The sequence below is a fragment of the Methyloversatilis thermotolerans genome, from assembly GCF_000372885.1.
GTDB lineage: Bacteria > Pseudomonadota > Gammaproteobacteria > Burkholderiales > Rhodocyclaceae > Methyloversatilis > Methyloversatilis thermotolerans.
This window is the reverse complement of the sequence record NZ_KB889967.1, coordinates 3,180,847-3,200,623: the sequence shown is the minus strand read 5'-3', so window position 1 is coordinate 3,200,623 and position 19,777 is coordinate 3,180,847. Positions and strand designations below refer to the sequence as shown.

Annotated in this window: 21 protein-coding genes; 12 read left to right on the top strand and 9 right to left on the bottom strand. The window is 65.9% G+C overall.

All coding sequences use genetic code 11. The annotated features are described in order from the left end of the window. Positions 1-28 precede the first annotated feature (28 nt). Complete coding sequence (locus A3Q7_RS0114540; protein WP_026224860.1) at positions 29-277, bottom strand: accessory factor UbiK family protein; 249 nt, start codon at positions 275-277, stop codon at positions 29-31. A gap of 314 nt (positions 278-591) precedes the next feature. On the opposite strand from A3Q7_RS0114540, the gene A3Q7_RS0114535 reads away from it, so the two are divergent. From A3Q7_RS0114535 to A3Q7_RS0114525, 3 genes are read left to right on the top strand one after another with little or no spacing between them, the layout of a single operon-like run. Beyond that, positions 592-1,383 (top strand): TorF family putative porin, encoded by a 792-nt coding sequence (locus A3Q7_RS0114535; protein ID WP_018412628.1) that lies wholly within the window; start codon positions 592-594, stop codon positions 1,381-1,383. A gap of 39 nt (positions 1,384-1,422) precedes the next feature. Continuing rightward, entirely contained in the window at positions 1,423-1,761 is a 339-nt protein-coding gene (glnK, locus tag A3Q7_RS0114530) for a P-II family nitrogen regulator (RefSeq protein WP_018412627.1), read from the top strand. Between the two features lie 17 nt (positions 1,762-1,778). Next, on the top strand, positions 1,779-3,212 hold the full coding sequence (locus tag A3Q7_RS0114525; RefSeq protein ID WP_018412626.1) for an ammonium transporter: 1,434 nt from the start codon (positions 1,779-1,781) through the stop codon (positions 3,210-3,212). Positions 3,213-3,576: 364 nt separating this feature from the next. Here A3Q7_RS0114525 and A3Q7_RS0114520 read toward each other — a convergent pair whose 3' ends face one another. Continuing rightward, on the bottom strand, positions 3,577-5,478 hold the full coding sequence (locus A3Q7_RS0114520) for an ATP-binding cassette domain-containing protein (protein ID WP_018412625.1): 1,902 nt from the start codon (positions 5,476-5,478) through the stop codon (positions 3,577-3,579). A gap of 96 nt (positions 5,479-5,574) precedes the next feature. On the opposite strand from A3Q7_RS0114520, the gene A3Q7_RS0114510 reads away from it, so the two are divergent. Beyond that, positions 5,575-6,294, top strand: coding sequence for a hypothetical protein (locus tag A3Q7_RS0114510; RefSeq protein ID WP_232417989.1), 720 nt, complete (start codon positions 5,575-5,577; stop codon positions 6,292-6,294). A 13-nt stretch (positions 6,295-6,307) separates the two neighbouring features. Here the strand turns inward: A3Q7_RS0114510 and A3Q7_RS0114505 are convergent, their stop codons facing one another. The 3 genes from A3Q7_RS0114505 to ubiB form a co-directional block, all read right to left on the bottom strand. Further along, positions 6,308-7,807: a sodium:solute symporter family protein gene (locus A3Q7_RS0114505; protein WP_026224859.1), complete on the bottom strand. Its 1,500-nt coding sequence runs from the start codon at positions 7,805-7,807 to the stop codon at positions 6,308-6,310. Positions 7,808-7,968: 161 nt separating this feature from the next. After that, the gene (locus A3Q7_RS0114500) at positions 7,969-8,577 is read right to left on the bottom strand and encodes a chemotaxis protein CheC (RefSeq protein WP_018412622.1); all 609 of its coding nucleotides are present in this window, start codon (positions 8,575-8,577) and stop codon (positions 7,969-7,971) included. A gap of 138 nt (positions 8,578-8,715) precedes the next feature. Beyond that, on the bottom strand, positions 8,716-10,242 hold the full coding sequence (gene ubiB / locus A3Q7_RS0114495) for a ubiquinone biosynthesis regulatory protein kinase UbiB (RefSeq protein ID WP_018412621.1): 1,527 nt from the start codon (positions 10,240-10,242) through the stop codon (positions 8,716-8,718). Positions 10,243-10,451: 209 nt separating this feature from the next. On the opposite strand from ubiB, the gene argS reads away from it, so the two are divergent. Genes argS through A3Q7_RS0114475 form a run of 4 tightly spaced genes read left to right on the top strand, consistent with a single transcriptional unit; the run spans position 10,452 to position 14,246 of the window. Continuing rightward, on the top strand, positions 10,452-12,194 hold the full coding sequence (argS, locus tag A3Q7_RS0114490; RefSeq protein ID WP_018412620.1) for an arginine--tRNA ligase: 1,743 nt from the start codon (positions 10,452-10,454) through the stop codon (positions 12,192-12,194). Continuing rightward, complete coding sequence (locus A3Q7_RS0114485) at positions 12,195-12,779, top strand: SPOR domain-containing protein (RefSeq protein ID WP_018412619.1); 585 nt, start codon at positions 12,195-12,197, stop codon at positions 12,777-12,779. A 34-nt stretch (positions 12,780-12,813) separates the two neighbouring features. Next, entirely contained in the window at positions 12,814-13,446 is a 633-nt protein-coding gene (locus tag A3Q7_RS0114480) for a thiol:disulfide interchange protein DsbA/DsbL (RefSeq protein WP_018412618.1), read from the top strand. Continuing rightward, positions 13,443-14,246, top strand: a complete 804-nt coding sequence (locus A3Q7_RS0114475) for an SDR family oxidoreductase (protein WP_269745088.1) — start codon at positions 13,443-13,445, stop codon at positions 14,244-14,246. Before A3Q7_RS0114480 ends, A3Q7_RS0114475 begins: the two co-directional genes overlap by 4 nt. A gap of 78 nt (positions 14,247-14,324) precedes the next feature. Here A3Q7_RS0114475 and thiD (A3Q7_RS0114470) read toward each other — a convergent pair whose 3' ends face one another. Further along, positions 14,325-15,137 (bottom strand): bifunctional hydroxymethylpyrimidine kinase/phosphomethylpyrimidine kinase, encoded by an 813-nt coding sequence (gene thiD, locus A3Q7_RS0114470; RefSeq protein WP_018412616.1) that lies wholly within the window; start codon positions 15,135-15,137, stop codon positions 14,325-14,327. A gap of 160 nt (positions 15,138-15,297) precedes the next feature. Here thiD (A3Q7_RS0114470) and vapB point away from each other — a divergent pair, with 160 nt between their 5' ends. The 4 genes from vapB to A3Q7_RS0114450 all read left to right on the top strand — a co-directional run bounded on the left by vapB (position 15,298) and on the right by A3Q7_RS0114450 (position 16,718). Continuing rightward, on the top strand, positions 15,298-15,534 hold the full coding sequence (gene vapB / locus A3Q7_RS0114465; RefSeq protein ID WP_018412615.1) for a type II toxin-antitoxin system VapB family antitoxin: 237 nt from the start codon (positions 15,298-15,300) through the stop codon (positions 15,532-15,534). Positions 15,535-15,542: 8 nt separating this feature from the next. Then, on the top strand, positions 15,543-15,980 hold the full coding sequence (locus A3Q7_RS19960) for a type II toxin-antitoxin system VapC family toxin (RefSeq protein ID WP_269745087.1): 438 nt from the start codon (positions 15,543-15,545) through the stop codon (positions 15,978-15,980). A 169-nt stretch (positions 15,981-16,149) separates the two neighbouring features. After that, on the top strand, positions 16,150-16,440 hold the full coding sequence (locus A3Q7_RS0114455) for a CopG family ribbon-helix-helix protein (RefSeq protein ID WP_018412614.1): 291 nt from the start codon (positions 16,150-16,152) through the stop codon (positions 16,438-16,440). Then, positions 16,428-16,718, top strand: coding sequence for a type II toxin-antitoxin system RelE/ParE family toxin (locus A3Q7_RS0114450; protein WP_018412613.1), 291 nt, complete (start codon positions 16,428-16,430; stop codon positions 16,716-16,718). Before A3Q7_RS0114455 ends, A3Q7_RS0114450 begins: the two co-directional genes overlap by 13 nt. 164 nt (positions 16,719-16,882) lie before the next feature. Here A3Q7_RS0114450 and hemL read toward each other — a convergent pair whose 3' ends face one another. From hemL to thiD (A3Q7_RS0114435), 3 genes are read right to left on the bottom strand one after another with little or no spacing between them, the layout of a single operon-like run. Then, positions 16,883-18,166 carry a glutamate-1-semialdehyde 2,1-aminomutase gene (gene hemL / locus A3Q7_RS0114445; protein ID WP_018412612.1) on the bottom strand — a complete coding sequence of 428 codons (1,284 nt, stop codon included), beginning with the start codon at positions 18,164-18,166 and terminating at the stop codon, positions 16,883-16,885. Between the two features lie 11 nt (positions 18,167-18,177). Continuing rightward, entirely contained in the window at positions 18,178-18,807 is a 630-nt protein-coding gene (thiE, locus tag A3Q7_RS0114440; RefSeq protein ID WP_018412611.1) for a thiamine phosphate synthase, read from the bottom strand. Next, complete coding sequence (gene thiD, locus A3Q7_RS0114435; RefSeq protein WP_198289175.1) at positions 18,797-19,735, bottom strand: bifunctional hydroxymethylpyrimidine kinase/phosphomethylpyrimidine kinase; 939 nt, start codon at positions 19,733-19,735, stop codon at positions 18,797-18,799. The genes thiE and thiD (A3Q7_RS0114435) overlap by 11 nt, the downstream gene beginning before the upstream one ends. Positions 19,736-19,777 lie beyond the last annotated feature (42 nt).

Genomic DNA, 19,777 nt, shown 5'->3' with positions numbered 1-19,777 from the left:
GGAAAAATTCCGGCCGTTTGCGGGATGATCAGCCCTCTTTCTCGAGGAGGCGACGTTCCAGTTCGGCCACGCGGACTTCCAGCGCCTCCAGTTGCGCCCTGGTGCGTGCGAGGACCTCCTGCTGCACCTCGAATTCCTCGCGTGTCACCAGATCGAGCCGGGAAAACATCGCACTCGCCATGGCTTTGGCGTTCTTTTCCAGGTCACGCGCCGGGCTGGCGGCAATCAGTTCGGAAAAGCGTGCGCTCAGTTCCTCGAGCATTTTCGGGTTCAGCATGGCGATCTCCATCGTCTGTCATCCAGACCACCACGGTCTGGCCGCGCATTGTGCCCTGAAGTTTCCCCGCGGGTCTGTCGCACCGATTACGCACAAAAAGTGATCGCGCCCAAGGATGCACCACAATAATGCACTGTTATGGTGCGCGGCTGGATGATCGCGCGTGAACTTGGGGCGACCGCGTGTTGCAGTTCACGCTCCGATCCGGCACATAAAACGCAAGTCGTTGAAAAACTTGAAACAACTTTGCTGGCACAGTCCGTGCAAGAAACCCTCCGCAGTTTTCCCGATAGATATCGAAAAGGAGTGAATCCATGCAAAAGACCCTGATCGCCGCCGCACTGGCCAGCGCACTCGCCGTTCCTTCGTTCTCCGCCATGGCGGAAGAGCCGGCCAGCCCGCACACCTTCACCGGCAACGTCGGTCTGTTCAGCCAGTATGTGTTCCGCGGTCTGAGTCAAACCAACGAGGACGTCGCGCTGCAGGGTGGTTTCGACTACTCGCACGCCAGCGGCTTCTACGTCGGCACCTGGGCGTCCAACATTTCTTGGCTCGAAGATTTCGGTGCCTATCAAAGCTCCAGCCTCGAAGTCGATGTCTACGGTGGCTATCGCGGTGCAATCACCGACGACATCACCTACGACGTCGGTGTCCTGCAGTATCTGTATCCGGGTTCGAAGTTCGCGGCTGCGGTGAATCCGAACACGACCGAAATCTATGGTGCACTCGCCTGGAAGTGGCTCAGCGCCAAGTACTCCTACGCCGTTACCGACGCATTCGGCGTGGACGACAGCAACGGCACCTGGTATCTCGACCTGAGCGCCGCCTACCCGATCACCGACAAGCTCACTCTGAACCTGCACTACGGTATCCAGGAATTCGACGGTCGCAGTGGCCTTTGCGCAAGTGGCAAGAACGACGACTGCGCCTCCTATGAAGACTGGAAGATCGGCTTGGCATACGCGCTGCCGCAGAGCTTTACCGTCGGTGTTTTCTACACCGACACCAGCATGAACCGTCAGCAGACGACCAATTACACACCGACCTCGACGGGCAAGTTCATCGGCGACGAACAATACGTCGTCTTCCTTTCGAAGACCTTCTGATCCACCACAACGCTTCAAGGCATCTGCCAGGGGAATGTCATGAAACTAGTCACTGCCATCATCAAGCCATTCAAGCTTGACGAAGTGCGTGAGGCGCTGTCCGCCATCGGCGTGCAGGGCATCACCGTCACCGAGGTCAAGGGATTCGGCCGCCAGAAAGGCCACACCGAGCTGTATCGCGGTGCCGAGTACGTGGTCGATTTCCTGCCCAAGGTGAAGATCGAAGCGGCGATCAGCGATGAGCTGGTCGACAGCGTCGTCGAAGCGATCGAAAAGTCGGCCAGTACCGGCAAGATCGGCGACGGCAAGATTTTTGTGTTCGATCTCGAACAAGTCGTCCGCATCCGCACCGGTGAAACCGGCGTAGACGCGCTCTAAGAAAGGGAGAATGGGAGATGAAGCGCTTTTTGAGCATCCTGTGCGCAACGCTGGCCATCGGCCTGGCAGCGCCTGTCATGGCAGAAGACCCCCCGGCAGCGCCGGCGGCGGCTGAAGAATCCGCAGCCGCCCCGGCCACCGAAACCGTGGTGACCGAAACCGTGGTCGCCGCCGAAGCCGCGCCGGCCGCGGATGCGGCGCCGGCCGAAGAAGTGAAGGGCGAAGTTCACAAGGGTGATGTGGCCTGGATGCTGGTCGCCACCATCATCGTGCTGTTCATGGCCCTGCCGGGTCTGGCGCTGTTCTACGGCGGCATGGTCCGCGCGAAGAACATGCTGTCGGTGCTGATGCAGGTCATGGTGGTGTTCTCGCTGATCGGCGTGCTGTGGGTCATCTATGGCTACAGCCTGGCCTTCACCGAGGGCAATGCCTTCATCGGTTCGCTGAGCAAGCTGTTCCTGAGCGGCGTGACCGTCGAATCGGTGTCCGATACCTTCTCGCCGGAAGCCAAGCTGCCGGAGTATCTGTTCATCATCTTCCAGCTCACCTTCGCCGGCATCACCGCCGCGCTGATCGTCGGTTCCTTCGCCGAACGCGCGAAGTTCTCCGCCGTGCTGCTGTTCTCGGTGCTCTGGTTCACCTTCTCGTACATCCCGATCGCCCACATGGTGTGGGGTGCCGGCGGCTATCTGCTCGGCCAGGGCGCGCTGGACTTCGCCGGTGGTACGGTGGTGCACATCAACGCCGGTGTCGCCGGTCTCGTCGGCGCCTACGTGATCGGCAAGCGTGTCGGTTACGGCAAGGAATCGATGGCGCCGCACTCGCTGGTGCTCACCATGGTGGGTGCGTCGATGCTGTGGATGGGCTGGTTCGGCTTCAACGCCGGTTCCAACCTGGAAGCCAATGCGACCACCGCGCTGGTCGCACTGAACACCATGATCGCCGCCGCCGCCGCCACCGTGGCCTGGATCGCCGCGGAAGCCATCTTCAAGGGCAAGCCGTCGATGCTGGGCGCCGCCTCGGGTTCGATCGCCGGCCTGGTCGCGATCACCCCGGCCTGCGGTACCGTCGGTCCGATGGGTTCCCTGGTGATCGGCCTGCTCGCCGGCGTGATCTGCCTGTGGGGCGTGAATGGTCTGAAGCACATGCTGGGCGCCGACGATTCGCTCGACGTGTTCGGCGTGCATGGCGTCGGCGGCATCCTGGGTGCCATCCTGACCGGCGTATTCACCGCGCCGTCGCTCGGCGGCACCGGTGCCGAAGACTTCGCGATGGGTGCGCAGGTCGGCATCCAGGCGCTGGGCGTGGTGATCACCATCGTGTGGTCGGGCGTCGTGTCCTTCGTGGCCTACAAGGTGGTCGACATCTTCATCGGCCTGCGTGTGCCGGAAGACGAAGAGCGCGAAGGCCTGGACGTGACCGCCCACGGCGAAACCGCCTACCGGCTGTAAGCCGACGCAAAGAACACTCCTCCAGCAATGGTTTCGGGCGCCCTCGGGCGCCCGTTTTTTTTTGATCGCGTGATGACGGAACGACCGATGCGGACCTGCGGTCCGGACTGGCTTCGATTCCGGTCCTGGGCGGAGGCGCGTCCCGGGCAGGAGCGATGCTTCCATGCCGGGTGCGGCAGGCCGGCGCCGTGCGCAAGCCCTGCATCGGATGGGGCCACGCTGGCGAGCCGGACGTCCGCCTGCGGGCGGCACGCGCTGCGCCGGTCAGCGGAACGAACAGAGCGGCCTTGTGTCCGGTCGGGCTTGATCCGGATGCATCCGCATTCGCGCACGGGCCGTGCTCGAATGGCAGCCGGCTCTCGCGCTAGGGCACGGGCAACTGCTCGAGCGCGTCCTGCACTTCCAGCCAGCGCAGTTCGACCGCATCGACCTGTTGTGCCAGATCGGACTGGCGCTTCAGCAAGGAGGCCAGTTCCGGACTGCCTCCAGCTTCGTAGAGAGCGGCGTCGGTGAGCCTCTGATCCAGCAACGCCTTTTCGCCATTCAGGGATGCGAGCTTCTTTTCGAGCTGCTCGGCCTCCTTCACCAGCGGTCGCCGCTTCGCGAGCAAGGCATTGCGGTCTGCCTGGGACAACGCACGTTCTTCGCGACGTGCGTCGCGCGCCTCATCCCGGTTGCCGTCGCGCAGCGCCGCCTGGGTCTGGGCGGTCAGCCAGCCCGCATATTCGTCGAGATCGCCCGCGTAAGGCCCGGCTTCGCCCGCGTGCACCAGCCACAGGTCGTCACAGCAGGCGCGTATCAGGTGACGGTCGTGCGACACCAGTACCAGTGCGCCATCGAAGGCCTGCAGCGCGAGCAGCAGCGCCTCCCGCATATCGAGGTCAAGATGGTTGGTGGGTTCATCCAGCAGCAGTATGTTGGGCCGTTCCCAGATGATGAGGGCGAGCGCCAGTCGCGCGCGCTCGCCCCCGGAAAACCGCCCGCAAGGCGCATCGGCGTGGTCGCCGCCGAAATCGAAGCCACCCAGGTAGTCGCGCAGCTCCTGCTCCCTTGCATCGGGCGCCAGGCGCGTCAGATGAACCAGGGGAGAATCCTGTTCACGCAACTGTTCGACCTGGTGCTGCGCGAAATAGCCTATGCGTGCGTGGCGGGAAAGGATGCGCTCCCCGGCGGACGGCGCCAGCTCGCCGCACAGCATCTTGACCAGCGTGGACTTGCCCGCGCCATTGCGCCCGAGCAGACCCAGCCGCGTACCGGGGCGCAAGGTCAGATCCACACGGCGCAGCACGACGCGTTCGCCATAGGCGGCGCACGCACGTTCGAGCTGCAACAGAGGGTCCGACATGGCCGGCGCTTCGCGGAAAGCGAAGCGCAGCGGCGAATCGACGCGCGCCGCTACCACCTTTTCCATGCGCTCCAGCGCCTTGATGCGGCTCTGGGCCTGGCGCGCCTTGGTCGCCTTGGCGCGGAAGCGGTCGATATAGCCCTGAAGGTGCGCCACTTCGCGCGCCTGCTTCTCGAAGGCCGACTGCTGCTGAGCCAGTTTCTCGGCGCGCGCGTTCTCGAAATCGGTATAGCCGCCGCTGTACAGCGTGAGTGCGCCCTGCTCGATATGCGCGATGCGCTGCACCACGCGATCCAGGAAATCGCGATCGTGGGAGATCACGATGAGGGTGCCGCGATAGGCCTGCAGCCAGCCCTCAAGCCAGAGGATGGCGTCCAGATCCAGGTGATTGGTCGGCTCATCGAGCAGCAGCAGATCGGAACGGCACATGAGCGCTCGCGCGAGCGCCAGTCGCATGCGCCAGCCGCCGGAGAAATCGCCTACGGGTCGCGCGAACTGTTCATCGCTGAATCCCAGGCCATGCAACATCGCACTGGCACGCGCACGAGCACCATAGCCTTCGATGTGTCGCATGTCCTCGTGCAGACTGCCCAGTGCGTGGCCGTCGTTCGCCGCTTCGGCCGCCGCGATGGCCGCCTCGATGCGGCGGAAATCGAGGTCGCCGTCGAGCGCGAATTCGAGCGCCGGGCGGTCCAGATCATCGATGTGCTGTTCCACTCGTGCCCGGGTCCACGCCGCCGGGATGTCGCAATCGCCGGTGTCGGGCACGATGTCGCCCCACAGCAGCGCGAACAGGGTGGACTTGCCACAGCCATTCGCGCCAACCAGCCCGATGCGCTGTCCATCGTGGATGCGGGCTTCCGCGTTACTGACCAGGGTACGGCCAGCGCGCGAAAAACTGAGCTTACGGAGTACGATCATGGGCTTTCATGCCGTGGCAACGCACGGCGTGCTGGATTCGATGGACGACGGGGCGCGCAAGCATAGCGCCATTGCCCCGGATGCAAAGGATAGCGAGTGAACAAGTGTGTACTTCATGGGGCGGCGTTCGCGCTGCTATTGACGGTACGCGCCGCTCTCGGCGCAGAAGTGAAGGCGCCTGCTGCGGCGGCCGGCGAACTGTTCCCGGCAGCGGAACGTACGCGGCTGAGCGAGCGCGCCGCGGATCTGAAGCAGCAGGCCGCCCTGATCGAGGACAGGGCGCGTCGCACGCGCGATGCCGAACAGACGGAATGCTGGAAGCGTGTCCTGGTCTCCTCCTGCCTTGAGGAGGCGGAGGAGCGCTACCGCAAGAGCACGGCCGAGGCGCGCCGCATGGACCAGGATGCGGGCGACATCGAGCGCGAAATCCGTACCCGGGCGGCCGAAGCGCGCCGCGCCGAGAAGCGCGACGCAGCCGCTGCGCGGCGCGAGAAGGGCATCGAAATGAGCGTGCGCACCCGCGAGCAGGAGGCCGAGCGGGAGCGCGCGGCTGCCGCGCGGGCGGACAAGGATGCGACCATGTCGGAACGGGCTGCGGCCGAAGCCGAGGCACGCGCGGAAAAGGAGGCGGCGCAAGAGGCGAAGCGCGCGCGCGAAGACGCGCGGGCCGCACAACGGGCCGCCGACCAGCAGGAACGTGCGGCAAAGGTGGACGAGCGCATCCGCAAGCGCGAGGAAGCGCGTGCGAAACGCGACGCCGATGCGGCCGCGCGCGCGGCCGCAAAGGAAGCGGAAAGCCGCCGCGGCGCGGAATAGACGGGACCGGCGGTCAGCGCGGGCCGTGGCCGCCGCCCGGCGCGTGATGCGTACCGGCGGCGGCATGGTGGTGCAGCGCCGCGTGCTCCGGCTCGTGCGGCAGGCGATGGCCCACCCATTGCGGCAGCAAGGATCCGGCGACCATGCCCGCCATGCTCACCGCGAGTCCGATGAGCTGGGGCGGCACCGGGCTCGCTTCGCCGATCAGCACCTCGATCATGAGCCAGGACGTGAGACCGCCGAATATCGCAGCCAGCGCGCCCTGCGTGGTTGCCCGCTTCCAGAAGGCGCCGAAGAACAGGGGCACGAAGGCACCCGCGAGCGTCACCTTGTAAGCGTTCTCGACCATGCCGAAGATGCTGGTTTCGGAATTGAGCGCCACCAGCAGCACGGTGCACGCGAAACCGACGATGGTCGAGCGCATCACGCGCAGCAACTGACGGTCGCCCATGCGCGGGTAGAAGCCCTTCACGATGTTCTCGGCGAAGGTGACCGAAGGCGCCAGCAGCGTGGCGGACGAGCAGCTCATGATGGCCGACAGCACGGCACCGAAGAACAGGATCTGCGCGATCAGCGGTGTGTGCTGCATCACCAGCGTGGGCAGCACGCGCTGCGAATCTTCCTCGATCAGCGCGCCGAAGGTGGCCGGGTCGATCAGCGTCGCGGAGTAGGCGATGAACATCGGCACGAAGCAGAAGCAGAAATAGATGCTGGCGCCGAGCACCGAACCGCCGACCGCAATCTTCGCGCTCTTGGCAGACGTGACGCGCTGGAACACGTCCTGTTGCGGGATGGACCCCAGCATCATGGTGAGCCAGGCGCCGATGAAGGTGACCCACAGCCAGGGGTCGGCCGGCGGGAAGAAATCGAGCTTGCCGGCGGCCGACGCGTGTTCGATCACCGGCGCCACGCCACCGGTCAGGCCGCTGATGATGTAGGCGATGTACAGCAGCCCGCCCATGGACACGGCCATCTGTACGAAGTCGAGGATGGCGACCGAGAACATGCCGCCGAAAGTGGTGTAGGTGAGCACGATGGCCGCGCCCAGCACCATGCCCGCCTCCTGGCTCACGGCGCCGTCGGTCACCATGAAGAAGATGAGCCCCATGGCCTTGATCTGCGCTGCCACCCAGCCCAGGTAGGACACCACGATGCACAGCGAGGTGATCACCTCGACCGGGCGGTTGTAGCGCATCCGGTAGTAGTCGCCGACGGTCAGGATGTTCAGCTTGTACAGCTTGGTGGCGAAGAAGAAGCCGGCGATGATGAGACACATCGACGAGCCGAACGGATCGGCCACCACGCCACCCAGCCCTTCGGTCACGAACTGCGCCGATACGCCGAACACCGCCTCGGCACCGAACCAGGTGGCAAACACCGTGGCGGTCACGACCGGAAGCGGCAGCGACCGGCCCGCCACGGCGAAGTCCTTGGCGTTGTGAACATTCTTGGAGGCATACAGGCCGATGCCGACCGACACCATCAGATAGAGCACTACGAACCAGATCAGCATGGCAACGCCCGACAGGATGAAGGACCTGCGCGGCAGAAGGCCGCGCGCACGCAATGATAGCGGCGCGCGGCGCGCATGGGATCAGGCTTTCACGATAATTGCCGGGGGCGATTCCAGGGCTGCGCGAAAATGCGCCGACCGGCCGGGCACGCAGCGGGCTGTCAGGTCGGCATCGCCGGCATCAGTGGCTGGGCCAGCACCGAATCAGGGCGCAGTTCAAGCACCACCCGCGCCTCGACACACAGGCCACTCAGATGGATGTGCGTATGGGTGACCAGGGCATGCTGCAGGCTGTCTTCCAGTCCGTAGCGGTGGTCGCGCTCGACCAGCGCGACGCGCGGCCGCAATGCTTCGATCTGCCAGCCGAACGCACCGGCCAGCCCCAGGGTGCAGGCGTCGATCACGATGCTGCCGGCTTCGGCCAGCGCATCCTGTTCCAGTTCGCTGAGGGAAGCACTCAGGCCGGACATCCCGAGCATGCGTCGCACCACCAGCAGAGCGCCCTCCTCCGGCAGCACCAGCATGGCGTCGGCACGACGATCTTCCGGCGTGCGCATCGATTGTGCGATGACGCAGAGCCGGCCACCGCTGCATTCATCGAGCGCCTCCAGGCTGCGCAGCAGCCCCTCGCGATCGGCCAGCGCCACGTGGGACACCGACATGCCCACACGCTCGGAAACGATCTGGGAAAAGGTGAGCGCCGCGCCCAGCATGCTGCGGCTCATCGACCCGGCGAGCGCACCCAGCCTGGCCAGCCGCGCGGCACTCAAGGGGTCACCTCGCGTGAAATACAGAAACGCCTGCCTACCGTGGTCGTTGTCATCGTTGTGATCTCCCGGCATGAAACTGCACTAACGACGACACGATGGAGGACTTGAGAAGGCCTTCCCGGGAAAACATCCCGAACTTCAGTGATGGAATGCGCGCCAGAGCTCGACGGCGATCAACACCGCGAGCAGGACACTCACGATGCGCAGCCAGCGCAACTGCCGGCGATGGCGGCGTTCCGCACGCGCATCGTCCGGCAAGGCATCGAGCGCGGCGCTGCGGCTGAGCACGCGATGCGCCAGGCGAGGCAGTTCCGGCAGCGTGAGCGCCCAGCCCGGCGCCTCCTCGACCAGCTTGCGGCGCAGCGCGCGCCAGCCCACCTGTTCGCTCATCCAGCGTTCGAGAAAGGGCTTGGCGGTCTTCCACAGATCGAGATCGGGATCGAGCTGGCGCCCCAGCCCCTCGATGTTCAGCAGCGTCTTCTGCAACATGACCAGTTGCGGCTGTATCTCGACATTGAAGCGGCGCGACACCTGGAACAGGCGCAGCAGGGTACGGCCGAATTCGATTTCCTTCAGCGGCTTGTCGAAGATGGGTTCGCACACCGCGCGTATCGCCGCTTCGAACTCGTCCACCCGGGTGCCGCGCGGCACCCATCCCGCATCGACATGAGCCTGCGCCACGCGCTTGTAATCGCGCTGGAAAAAGGCGAGGAAATTCTGCGCCAGGTAGTTCTTGTCGACGTCGGTGAGCGTGCCCATGATGCCGAAGTCCAGCGCGATGTACTGGCCGTCGGGTGCGACGAAAATATTGCCCGGATGCATGTCGGCATGGAAGAAGCCGTCGCGGAATACCTGGGTGAAGAAGATTTCGACACCGGCGCGCGACAGCGCGGCCATGTCCACGCCCTGGGCACGCAATGCCTCGACCTGGGAAACCGGCAGGCCATACATCCGCTGCATCACCATCACTGCGGGTCCGCAATAGTCCCAGTAGACCTCTGGCACCGCCAGCAAGGGCGAATCGCGGAAATTGCGCCGCAGTTGAGAACAGTTCGACGCCTCGCGCATCAGATCGAGCTCGTCGCCCAGATGCTTGGAAAACTCAGCCACCACCTCGCGCGCCTTGAGGCGCCGGCCTTCCGACCATACGCGCTCCAGCAGCGCGGCAGCGGTTTCCATCAACGCAATGTCGTTCGCAATGACGCGTTCGATGCCCGGGCGCAGCACCTTTACCGCCACGTCTTCTCCCGATGGCAGCAGAGCGAAATGCACTTGCGCAACCGAGGCCGACGCGACCGGCACGCGTTCGAAGCGCGCGAACACCTGGTCGAGCGGACGTCCGTAGAAGGCTTCCAGCCGCGCGATCGCCAGTTCCGACGGAAAGGGCGGCACGCGGTCCTGCAACTTCGCCAGTTCGTCGGCCAGATCCGGCGGCAGCAGATCGCGGCGCGTGGACAGCATCTGGCCGAACTTGACGAAGATGGGCCCCAGGGCCTCCAGCGCCTGCCGCAGGCGCACGGCGCGCGGTGCGTCGAAACGCCGCCCGAAGCGGGTAACCCGCAACAGGCTGGCGAAACGCAGCCGGCTGCCGGCATCGATCAACATCTGGTCCAGCCCGAAGCGCAGGCTGACCGTGATGATCTTGAGCAGTCGCAACCAGCGCATGGGTTCAGCTCCCGCGACCGGACAGGCGATGGATGACGATGGGAGAGGTCTGTTGAAACGTCATGTTGCGATCGGTGACGGCTGCGCGGCGAGCGCGCACTGTACAAGAAGGCCTGCCGCCCCGGAAGGCGCGGCGAAGGGCCGACATCGCCTCGCGCTATAATCCGCGGTTTGCGAATGCCGGTGCGTCCCGCACTGCTGTTTCATCCATGACTCCCGAATTGCGCCTGGAACTGACCCGCCTGCTCCACGCCGCGCTTGCCAGCGTGGCACCGGAACTGGCCGCGCCCGAAATCATCCTTGACCGCCCGAAGCAGGCCGCCCACGGCGATCTCGCGTGCAATGTCGCGCTGCAGCTCGCCAAGGCGCTCAAGCAGAACCCGCGCGTGATCGCCGAACGCATCGTGCGCGAACTGCCGCCGTCACCGCTGATCGAGCGCGCCGAGGTGGCCGGCGCAGGATTCATCAATGTCTTCTTCAGTGCGGCGGTCAAACAGGGCATCGTCACCCGCATCCTGGGCGAAGGCAAGGACTACGGCCGCTCGGACATCGGCCGTGGCAAAAAGGTGCAGATCGAATTCGTATCTGCGAATCCGACCGGTCCGCTGCATGTCGGTCATGGACGCGGCGCGGCCTATGGTTCCGCGCTGTCCAATCTGCTGGAAGCCGCAGGCTACGCGGTGACGCGCGAGTTCTACGTGAACGACGCCGGCCGCCAGATGGACATCCTCGCCGTATCGGTGTGGCTGCGCTATCTGGAAGCCCAGGGCATGGCCGTGAAGTTTCCGGCCGATGGCTACCGCGGCGACTATGTGCGCGACATCGGCTCGGAACTGTTCGTGCAGCAGGGCAATCGTCTGAATCGTCCGGTCGCCGAACTGCCCGATGCGTCCCGGCCGGGCGATACCGCGGACGCCATGCTCGACGCGCTGATCGCCACCGCAAAGAAGGCGCTTGGCGATGACTGGTGGACCGTGCACCGCTTCGCGCTGGATGCCATGCTCGCCGATCAGCGCAACGATCTGTCGGAGTTCCGCGTGCATTACGACGTGTGGTACTCGGAACAGTCGCTGCATGCCAATGGCGCGGTCGATCGCGCGGTGAAGCGGCTGCAGGACGCCGGCCACATCTACGAGCAGGACGGCGCGTTGTGGTTCCGCTCGACCCACTTCGGCGACGAAAAGGACCGCGTGGTCCGTCGCGACAACGGCATCTACACCTATTTCGCATCCGATATCGCCTATCACGCGGAAAAGTTCGCGCGCGGCTTCGACCGGGTGATCGACGTGTGGGGCGCCGACCACCACGGCTACATCCCGCGCGTCCGGGGCGCGCTGACCGCGCTCGGCGAGGACCCGGACAAGCTGGAAATCGCACTGGTGCAGTTCGCGGTGCTCTATCGCGGTGGCGAGAAGGCGGCCATGGGCAAGCGCTCCGGCGACTTCGTCACGCTGCGCGACCTGCGCGCCGAGGTGGGCAACGACGCGGCGCGTTTTTTCTACGTGCTGCGCAAGAGCGACCAGCATCTGGATTTCGACCTCGACCTCGCGAAATCGGAATCCAATGACAACCCGGTCTACTACATCCAGTACGCGCACGCACGCATCTGTTCCGTCATCCGCGAGGCGGTGGCCAACCATGCGCTGGACACCTCTTTGTTGCCACAGGCGGCGGTCGATGTGCTGACCGGCGAGAAGGAACTGCTGCTGGCGCAAAGGCTGGCCGAGTTCCCGGATGTGATCGCGCAGGCGGTGGCCGAGCGCGCGCCGCACACGGTGGCCTTCTATCTGCGCGATGTGGCGTCCGACTTCCACGCTTTCTACAACGCCTCGCGCATGCTGGTGGACGATCTGACGGTGCGCGAGGCACGCCTTGCGCTTGCCGCCGCAACCCGGCAGGTCATTGCCAACGGCCTCGCCCTGCTTGGCGTATCCGCCCCGGAATCCATGTAAATGGCGACACAGAAAAAGTCTCCGGCCCGCAAGAACCGGGGCGGCACCTTGCTCGGAGTGTTCATCGGCCTGGTGCTGGGCGTGGTGCTGAGCGCAGCGGTCATGTGGTACATCAATGGCTCTTCCCTGCCGCTGCAGGTGCGGCCGAGCGCCCCGCCGCCCGCCGCGCCGCCTGCGGAACCGGCGGCCCTGCCCGGCAAGCCGGGCGACAAGGCGCCGGAAAAGCGCTTCGACTTCTACGATCTGCTGCCTGGCGACGCCAGGACGCCGGGCGACACCCCGTCCGGCGGTGCAGAAACGCCCGTCTCACCGCCACCGGCGGACACGCCCGCCACCCGGCCTGACGACAAGGCGTCGGCGACCCTCTTGCTGCAGGCCGGAGCCTTCTCGTCGGAGGACGATGCTGACAACCTGCGCGCGCGACTTGCGTTGATCGGCATTGAATCCCGTGTGCAGAAGAGCGATGTACCGGGCAAGGGCATGATGTACCGCATCCGGCTCGGTCCGTTTGCAAACGTGGAAGACATGCAGCGCGTACGCGCTGAACTGGCACAGAACGGAATCGACGCCTCGATTGTCCGATGAGCTCGATTCGGAACCCCGGAACACAGGAGACAGCATGAAATTCCTCAGCACCCTTGCCGCGCTTGCCGTTGCCGGCTTCATGTCGCTGTCGGCCAGCGCCGCGCTGACCGACAAGGACTACCGTGAAATCAAGCCGGCACAGGCCACCGAACCGGGCAGCAAGGTCGAGGTGATCGAGTTCTTCTGGTACGGCTGCCCGCACTGTTTCGACCTCGAACCCAAGCTGAAGAAGTGGCTGGCATCCAAGCCGGACGACGTGATCTTCAAGCGTGTGCCGGCCATCTTCCGGCAATCCTGGGTGCCGGGTGCCGCCACCTATTACACGCTGGAAACCATGGGCGAGCTCGAGCGCCTGCACGGCAAGGTGTTCGATGCCATCCATATCGAGCGCCAGGCCTTCAACGATCTGGGCGCCATATCGACCTGGATGGGCAGGAACGGCGTGGACTCGAAGAAGTTCGAAGAAACCGCCAAGTCCTTCGCGGTGGCCGGCAAGGTGCAGCGTGCGCAGCAGATGAGCGCGGCCTATCAGCTCACCGGGGTGCCGGCGCTGGTGGTCGATGGCAAGTACATCGCCCAGGGCGGCAGCTTCGACGCGATGCTGGACAACCTGAACGCGCTGATCGACCGCGCCCGCGGCGAGCGTGCCGCTTCCGGCAAGAAGTGAGCGAACCGTCCGGTTCCGCTGCAACGGGTGCCCGCGCGGCACCCGTTGTTTTTTTGACCGGTGCGTCGACCGGCATCGGCGAAGCACTGGCACGCCATTACGCCGCAGCCGGCGCGACCCTGGGTCTGGTGGCGCGTCGCGGGGACCTGTTGCACCGCGTGCGCGACAGCCTGCCCGGCAGTCACCACAGCTATGTCGCCGACGTGCGCGATGCAAAGGCGTTGCAGCAGGCCGCAGCCGACTTCATGCAGCGGGCCGGTCTGCCCGATGTGGTGATCGGTAACGCCGGCGTGTCGGTCGGCACGCTGACCGGCGAACAGGAAGACCTGCCGGCCTTCGAAGCGGTGATCGACATCAATGTGCTGGGCCTGGTGCGCACCTTCGCGCCCTTCGTCAAACCGATGCAGGCGCGCGGCCGCGGCACGCTGGTCGGCGTCGCCTCGGTCGCCGGCATACGCGGCCTGCCCGGCGCCGGCGCCTACAGCGCGTCGAAGGCGGCGGCCATCAGCTATCTGGAAAGCCTGCGCGTCGAACTGCGCGGCAGCGGCGTGAAGGTGAAGACGCTGTGCCCCGGCTATATCGACACGCCGATGACCGAAAAGAACCCCTACCCCATGCCCTTCATGCTCGAAGCGGCCGATGCCGCCGAACGCTTCGCGCGTTTCTTCGACAGCCGGCGCAGCTACGCGGTCATCCCGTGGCAGATGGCGGTGGTCGCGAAACTGATGCGGCTGCTGCCGGATCCGGTGTATGACGCACTGGCAGCCAGATCGGGGCGCAAACCGCGCGGCACGCTGTAGCACCCGCACACCTCGCGCGCGACGTGTTCGCCTGGGTGAGCCCGGTTCCAGCCACGCAGATCAACACCGACGTCGCGGTCAGTCTGCGTGGGGGCGCGGCCACAGCGCGTGGAAGTGGTGCACCGGCCCGCGTCCGGAGCCCACGTCCAGCTCAGCGGCGGCCGCCAGTGCCGCATTGAGATACTCCTTCGCCCGGCACACCGCGCGCACCAGGTCATTTCCCGGCAACAGCGCCGCCGCAGCGGCAGCCAGCGTGCAGCCGGTACCGTGATCGCGCGTGGTGGCGATGCGCTGCGCCGGCAGTTCGAGCGCGCCTTCCGGCCCGCCCAGCAGGTCTGTGCTGTGTGGCGCGCGCAGATGGCCGCCCTTGAGCAGCACCCACCGCGGCCCGAGCGCACAGAGCGCGACCAGCATGGCACGCATGTCGTCCAGCGTCTGCGGCGGCGGGCAATCGAGCAGCACCGCCGCCTCCGGCAGATTGGGCGTGATCAGCGTGGCCAGCGGCAGCAATTCGTCGCGCAGCGCGGCCACCGCGTCCGGCAACAGCAGATGATCGCCGCTCTTGGCCACCATGACCGGATCGACCACCACCGGGCAGCGTGCGTGCCGGCGCAAGCGGTCAGCCACCACACGGGCGATCGCGGCGTTGGCGATCATGCCCACCTTCACTGCATCGACGCGCACATCGTCGAACACGGCGTCGATCTGTTCACCGACGAAATCCGGCTCCAGCGCGACGAAACTGCGCACACCGCGCGTGTTCTGCGCGACCACCGCGGTGATCGCGCTCATGCCATAGGCGCCGAGCGCGGAAAAGGTCTTCAGGTCGGCCTGTATGCCGGCGCCGCCGGTCGGGTCGGTGCCGGCGATGGTGAGGACGTTGTGGATCATGGAACGGGTTTCAGCGAGCGGGCGATCATGATGGCGCAAGCGGCGCGCGGCGGTCGAATCCGTGTGCAGTGAAACGGCAGATACGCTCCGAGTTTCCGTCTGCAGGTGCCGACACTCGGTTATATGGCCCGCGTATATCGCATTGGATCGAGGCCCGGCCATGACCACCAGCACCGTGTTTACCAACAGCCGCACCCAGGCCGTGCGCCTCCCCGCGGAGGTGCGATTTCCTGAAGAGGTGAAGAAGGTCGTCGTCCGGGTCGCTGGCCGGGAACGCATCATTTCGCCAGCGGATGCGGTGTGGGACAGCTTTTTCCCGGGCAGCGACAACGCCGCCACCGACGACTTCATGACCGAGCGCGCCAGCCAGGATGAACCGGCGCGCGAGTCGTTCTGAGCAAGGCCATGCTGCGCTATCTGCTCGACACGAATATCGTCATCGATGTGATCAGGCGCCGGCCGCCGGAAGTGCGCGAGGTGTTCAACCCGCGGCACGGCCGCATGGCCATTTCGGCCATCACGCTGGCCGGGCTGGCGCACGGCGCCGAAAGGAGCAGCGACCCGCCGCGCAATCTGGCGGTGATCGAGGAATTCTGCAGCCGCCTGGAAGTGCTGCCCTACACCGCCAAGGCGGCCATGCATTTCGGCAGCATCCGTGTAGCCCTCAAAGCGCGCGGCACCCCGATCGGCCCGATGGTCAATCCCGGTCCTCCGCATCGCCGCCCATGCGCGCAGCGAAGGCCTGACGCTGGCGACCAACAATCTGCGCGAATTCGAGCGGGTGCCGGGGCTGTTGAGCGAAAACTGGCTGTAAGGGCCCGGGCGGCCTCTCGATGCCCATGACGCCGCGTTCGGGCCTGTTCACCGGAATCCATCCCTGCACTGCGACCGCGGCTTCAGTCTCCGGATCGGCTTTTCCGGACGGCCACGGGGCGATCCGGCGCAGAGCGGGTAAAGGGCCCGGACCATCGGGTATAGTGAGGTAATACCAAACGATACCTGGTAATTCACCATGCCTGCTTCGACCCCACGCCCGGTAGCGGTCAAGATCGACGACGAGCTCCGGATGCGTGTGAAACGCCTGGCCGATCTGCGTCAGCGCACCCCGCACTGGCTGATGCGCGAGGCCATCGCGCAGTATGTCGAGCGCGAAGAGAAACGCGAAGCTTTCCGCCAGGACACTATGAAGGCATGGGAGGCCTACCGCGCCACCGGACTGCATCTCAGCAGTGAGGAAGCGGATGCCTGGCTGGCCCGGCTTGAACAGGGCGACGATGCAGAGCCGCCCGAATGCCACGTCTGATCTGGTCGCAGGCAGCGCTGTCGGACGTGCAGCGCCTCCACCGTTTCCTCGCCGACAAGAACCCCGACGCCGCCCGTCGTGCCATCGCGGCCATCCGTAATGAGGTGAACGTGCTGACACGGCAGCCCGCCATCGGCCGTCCGGTCGACGATCTGCCCATCGAATTCCGCGAGTGGCTGATCGACTTCGGCGACAGCGGCTATGTACAGAGATATCGCCTCGACGCAGACCTCGTCGTCGTGCTGGCCGTGCGCCATCAGAAGGAAGCGGGGTACTGACGGGCGATGGATGCAACAACAGCGCGACGTCATGTCCCCGGCTCTGCCTTCGACCGAACCGTGCGCAGGGCTCCCCACCCAGTCCCTTGGAGGCTGAAGCCTTCAGGAGAGAAGAAAGGTCTTGCGTCTTTCCTTGCACCTTTGGGCGTACGTTTCGCGCAGCCTCAAGCCACCTTGGCAAACGCCGCCTTCGCCCGCGCGATCGTCTGCGCCACGTCGTCCTCGCTGTGTGCGGCCGATACGAAGCCGGCTTCGAAGGCCGACGGCGCGAGATAGACGCCGGCATCCAGCATGGCGTGGAAAAAGCGGTTGAAGCGCTCGCGGTCGGACTGCATCACTTCGGCGTAGCTCGCCGGGCAGGCGTCGCGGAAGTAGAGGCCGAACATGCCGCCGACCGACTGCGCGGAGAAGGCCACACCGGCGTCTTTCGCGGCGGCGACCAGGCCGTCGCAGAACTGCCTGGTGCGGGCGGCGAGGCGGTCGTGGAAGCCGGGGACGTCGATCAGTTCCAGCGTTTTCAGGCCGGCGGCCACCGCTACCGGGTTGCCGGACAGCGTGCCGGCCTGGTAGACCGCGCCCAGCGGCGCGATGGCCGACATGATGTCGCGCCGGCCGCCGAAGGCGCCGACCGGCATGCCGCCGCCGATCACCTTGCCCAGCGTGGTGAGGTCGGGCGTGATGCCGAACAGGCCCTGGGCGCCGGTCGGGCCGACGCGGAAGCCGGTCATCACTTCGTCGAAAATGAGCACGGCGCCGTACTTCGTGCACAGCGCGCGCATGGCGTCGATGAATGCGCGGCTGGGCACGATGAGGTTCATGTTGCCGACCACCGGCTCGACGATGACGCAGGCGATGCGGTCGCCATGGTTGCGGAAGCAGTCTTCGAGCTGCTGCACGTCGTTGTAGTCGAGCACCAGCGTGTGCCTGGCGAAATCGTCCGGCACGCCGCCCGAGCTGGGATTGCCGAAGGTGAGCGCGCCGGAGCCGGCTTTCACCAGCAGGCTGTCGGCGTGGCCGTGGTAGCAGCCTTCGAATTTCACGATGGCGTCGCGGCCGGTGAAGCCGCGCGCCAGCCGGATGGCGCTCATGGTCGCTTCGGTGCCGGAGCTGACCAGGCGCACCTGTTCGATCGACGGCACGCGCGCGCAGATCGTTTCCGCCATCAGGATTTCCGCTTCGGTCGGCGCGCCGAAGGACAGTCCGCCGACCGCCGCCTGCTGCACCGCGCGAATCACCTCGGGATGCGCATGACCGAGTATGGCCGGCCCCCAGGAGCCGACATAGTCGATGTATTCGGCTCCGTCGGCATCCCACAGCCGGCTGCCTTCGCCGCGGGTGAAGAAGCGTGGCGTGCCGCCGACCGAGCGGAAGGCGCGCACCGGCGAATTGACGCCGCCGGGAATGCTGCGCTGGGCACGTTCGAAAAGCTGTTCGTTGCGGCTGCTCATGAGGGTTTCCTTCAGAAAAGTCGCGCGTAGGCGCGGGCCCGCGCGGCGATGTCGGGGGCGTCGAACAGGTCGGACACCACGGCCAGCAGATCGGCACCGGCGGCTATCGGTTCCGGCGCCCGCTCCAGCGTGATGCCACCGATGGCGCAGCGCGGCAGGCCAAGATCCGCCACTTCGGCGAAGCGATGCAGCGAAGCGGCTGGCGCCAGCGGCTTGGTGGAGGACGGATAGAGAGCACCGAAAGCGACATAGTCGGCGCCCTGCGCCGCGGCGGCCCGGGCGCGGGCGGGATCGTCATAGCAGGAGGCGCCGATCACCGCCGCGGCGCCCAGCCGCGCCCGTGCGGCGGCGATATCGCCGTCGTCGCGGCCAAGATGCACGCCATCGGCCGCGCATTCGAGCGCCAGCTCGACATCGTCATTCACGATGAACAGCACGCCCAGTTCGGCGGTGATGGCGCGCAGTGCCCGCGCATCCACCCGGCGGCGCACGGGGTCGGACGACTTGTCGCGATACTGCAGCAGGCGGGCACCGCCGCTGCAGGCGGCGCGTACCGCTGCGTGCAGCGCGGGACCGTGCAGCCCCTGCGGGGTGACCGCATACAGGCCGCGCAGCGCACTGCGCCGTTGTTCAGGCGTCATGTCCGTCGTCGCTTCCGGACTGCCGCAGCGCGAACAGCCGGTCCGGAATGTACTGGCCCATGCCGGGCCGGAAACCGTCACGCAGCGCGTGCCAGGTGTAGGCCTGCGCGGCGCGTGCCGCCTCCGGCAGGTCCATGCCGCGCGCCAGGCAGGCGGCGAGCGCCGATGCCAGCGTGCAGCCCGAACCATGGTAGCTGCCGGGCAGGCGCTCCCATTCGTCGCGCCGGATCACCCCGCTGCGGCCGTACAGCACATTGCTCACCCGCACGCCCGATTCATGCGTGCCGGTCAGCAGCACATGGCCGCAGCCGGCGGCGATCAGCGTCTGCGCGCACTGGTCGAGCGAAGGATCCTCCGGCACATCGCCGTGCGCATCGTCACCATCGGCCAGCTCGTCCGCCAGGTCGTCATCGCGCTCGATATCGCCGTCATCGTCCTCATCGATCTCGTCGTCGTCCGACCACTGTGCAAGCCGCCGCGCTTCCAGGCTGTTGGGCGTGAGCACCGTGGTGAGCGGCAGCAGCAGTTCCTGCAGCGCGAGCACCATGTCCTCGTCGGCCAGTTCGTCACCGCGGCCGGACGACAGCACCGGGTCGAGCACCACCGGCACATCGGGATAGTCGGAAATGATTTCGGCGATGGCAGCGATGTTCTCGACGCTGCCCATGACGCCGATCTTGAACGCGGCAACCGGCATGTCGGCGAGCAGCACACGAGCCTGATCCACCAGCAGGTCGTCGTCCATCGGCACCACTTCCTCGACGCCGGCGCTGTCCTGCACCGTGACGGCCGTCACGACCGTGAGTGCATGGCAGCCCAGTGCCGCAATGGTGAGCAGATCCGCCTGCATGCCCGCGCCGCCCGTAGGGTCGGTGGCGGAAAAGCACATGACAAGCGGAGGAAGCGCCCGCACCTCGTTATCGACCATAAAGCGCGCGCCCGGAGTGTCGTTACAGATGGTTAATTACGG

Coding starts and splice junctions, on each gene's coding strand:
- A3Q7_RS0114540 (WP_026224860.1), bottom strand. CDS start 277: ATGCTGAACCCGAAAATGCTCGAGGAACTGAGCGCACGCTTTTCCGAA.
- A3Q7_RS0114535 (WP_018412628.1), top strand. CDS start 592: ATGCAAAAGACCCTGATCGCCGCCGCACTGGCCAGCGCACTCGCCGTT.
- glnK (WP_018412627.1), top strand. CDS start 1,423: ATGAAACTAGTCACTGCCATCATCAAGCCATTCAAGCTTGACGAAGTG.
- A3Q7_RS0114525 (WP_018412626.1), top strand. CDS start 1,779: ATGAAGCGCTTTTTGAGCATCCTGTGCGCAACGCTGGCCATCGGCCTG.
- A3Q7_RS0114520 (WP_018412625.1), bottom strand. CDS start 5,478: ATGATCGTACTCCGTAAGCTCAGTTTTTCGCGCGCTGGCCGTACCCTG.
- A3Q7_RS0114505 (WP_026224859.1), bottom strand. CDS start 7,807: ATGCTGATCTGGTTCGTAGTGCTCTATCTGATGGTGTCGGTCGGCATC.
- ubiB (WP_018412621.1), bottom strand. CDS start 10,242: ATGCGCTGGTTGCGACTGCTCAAGATCATCACGGTCAGCCTGCGCTTC.
- argS (WP_018412620.1), top strand. CDS start 10,452: ATGACTCCCGAATTGCGCCTGGAACTGACCCGCCTGCTCCACGCCGCG.
- A3Q7_RS0114485 (WP_018412619.1), top strand. CDS start 12,195: ATGGCGACACAGAAAAAGTCTCCGGCCCGCAAGAACCGGGGCGGCACC.
- A3Q7_RS0114480 (WP_018412618.1), top strand. CDS start 12,814: ATGAAATTCCTCAGCACCCTTGCCGCGCTTGCCGTTGCCGGCTTCATG.
- thiD (WP_018412616.1), bottom strand. CDS start 15,137: ATGATCCACAACGTCCTCACCATCGCCGGCACCGACCCGACCGGCGGC.
- vapB (WP_018412615.1), top strand. CDS start 15,298: ATGACCACCAGCACCGTGTTTACCAACAGCCGCACCCAGGCCGTGCGC.
- A3Q7_RS19960 (WP_269745087.1), top strand. CDS start 15,543: ATGCTGCGCTATCTGCTCGACACGAATATCGTCATCGATGTGATCAGG.
- A3Q7_RS0114455 (WP_018412614.1), top strand. CDS start 16,150: ATGCCTGCTTCGACCCCACGCCCGGTAGCGGTCAAGATCGACGACGAG.
- A3Q7_RS0114450 (WP_018412613.1), top strand. CDS start 16,428: ATGCCACGTCTGATCTGGTCGCAGGCAGCGCTGTCGGACGTGCAGCGC.
- hemL (WP_018412612.1), bottom strand. CDS start 18,166: ATGAGCAGCCGCAACGAACAGCTTTTCGAACGTGCCCAGCGCAGCATT.
- thiE (WP_018412611.1), bottom strand. CDS start 18,807: ATGACGCCTGAACAACGGCGCAGTGCGCTGCGCGGCCTGTATGCGGTC.
- thiD (WP_198289175.1), bottom strand. CDS start 19,735: ATGGTCGATAACGAGGTGCGGGCGCTTCCTCCGCTTGTCATGTGCTTT.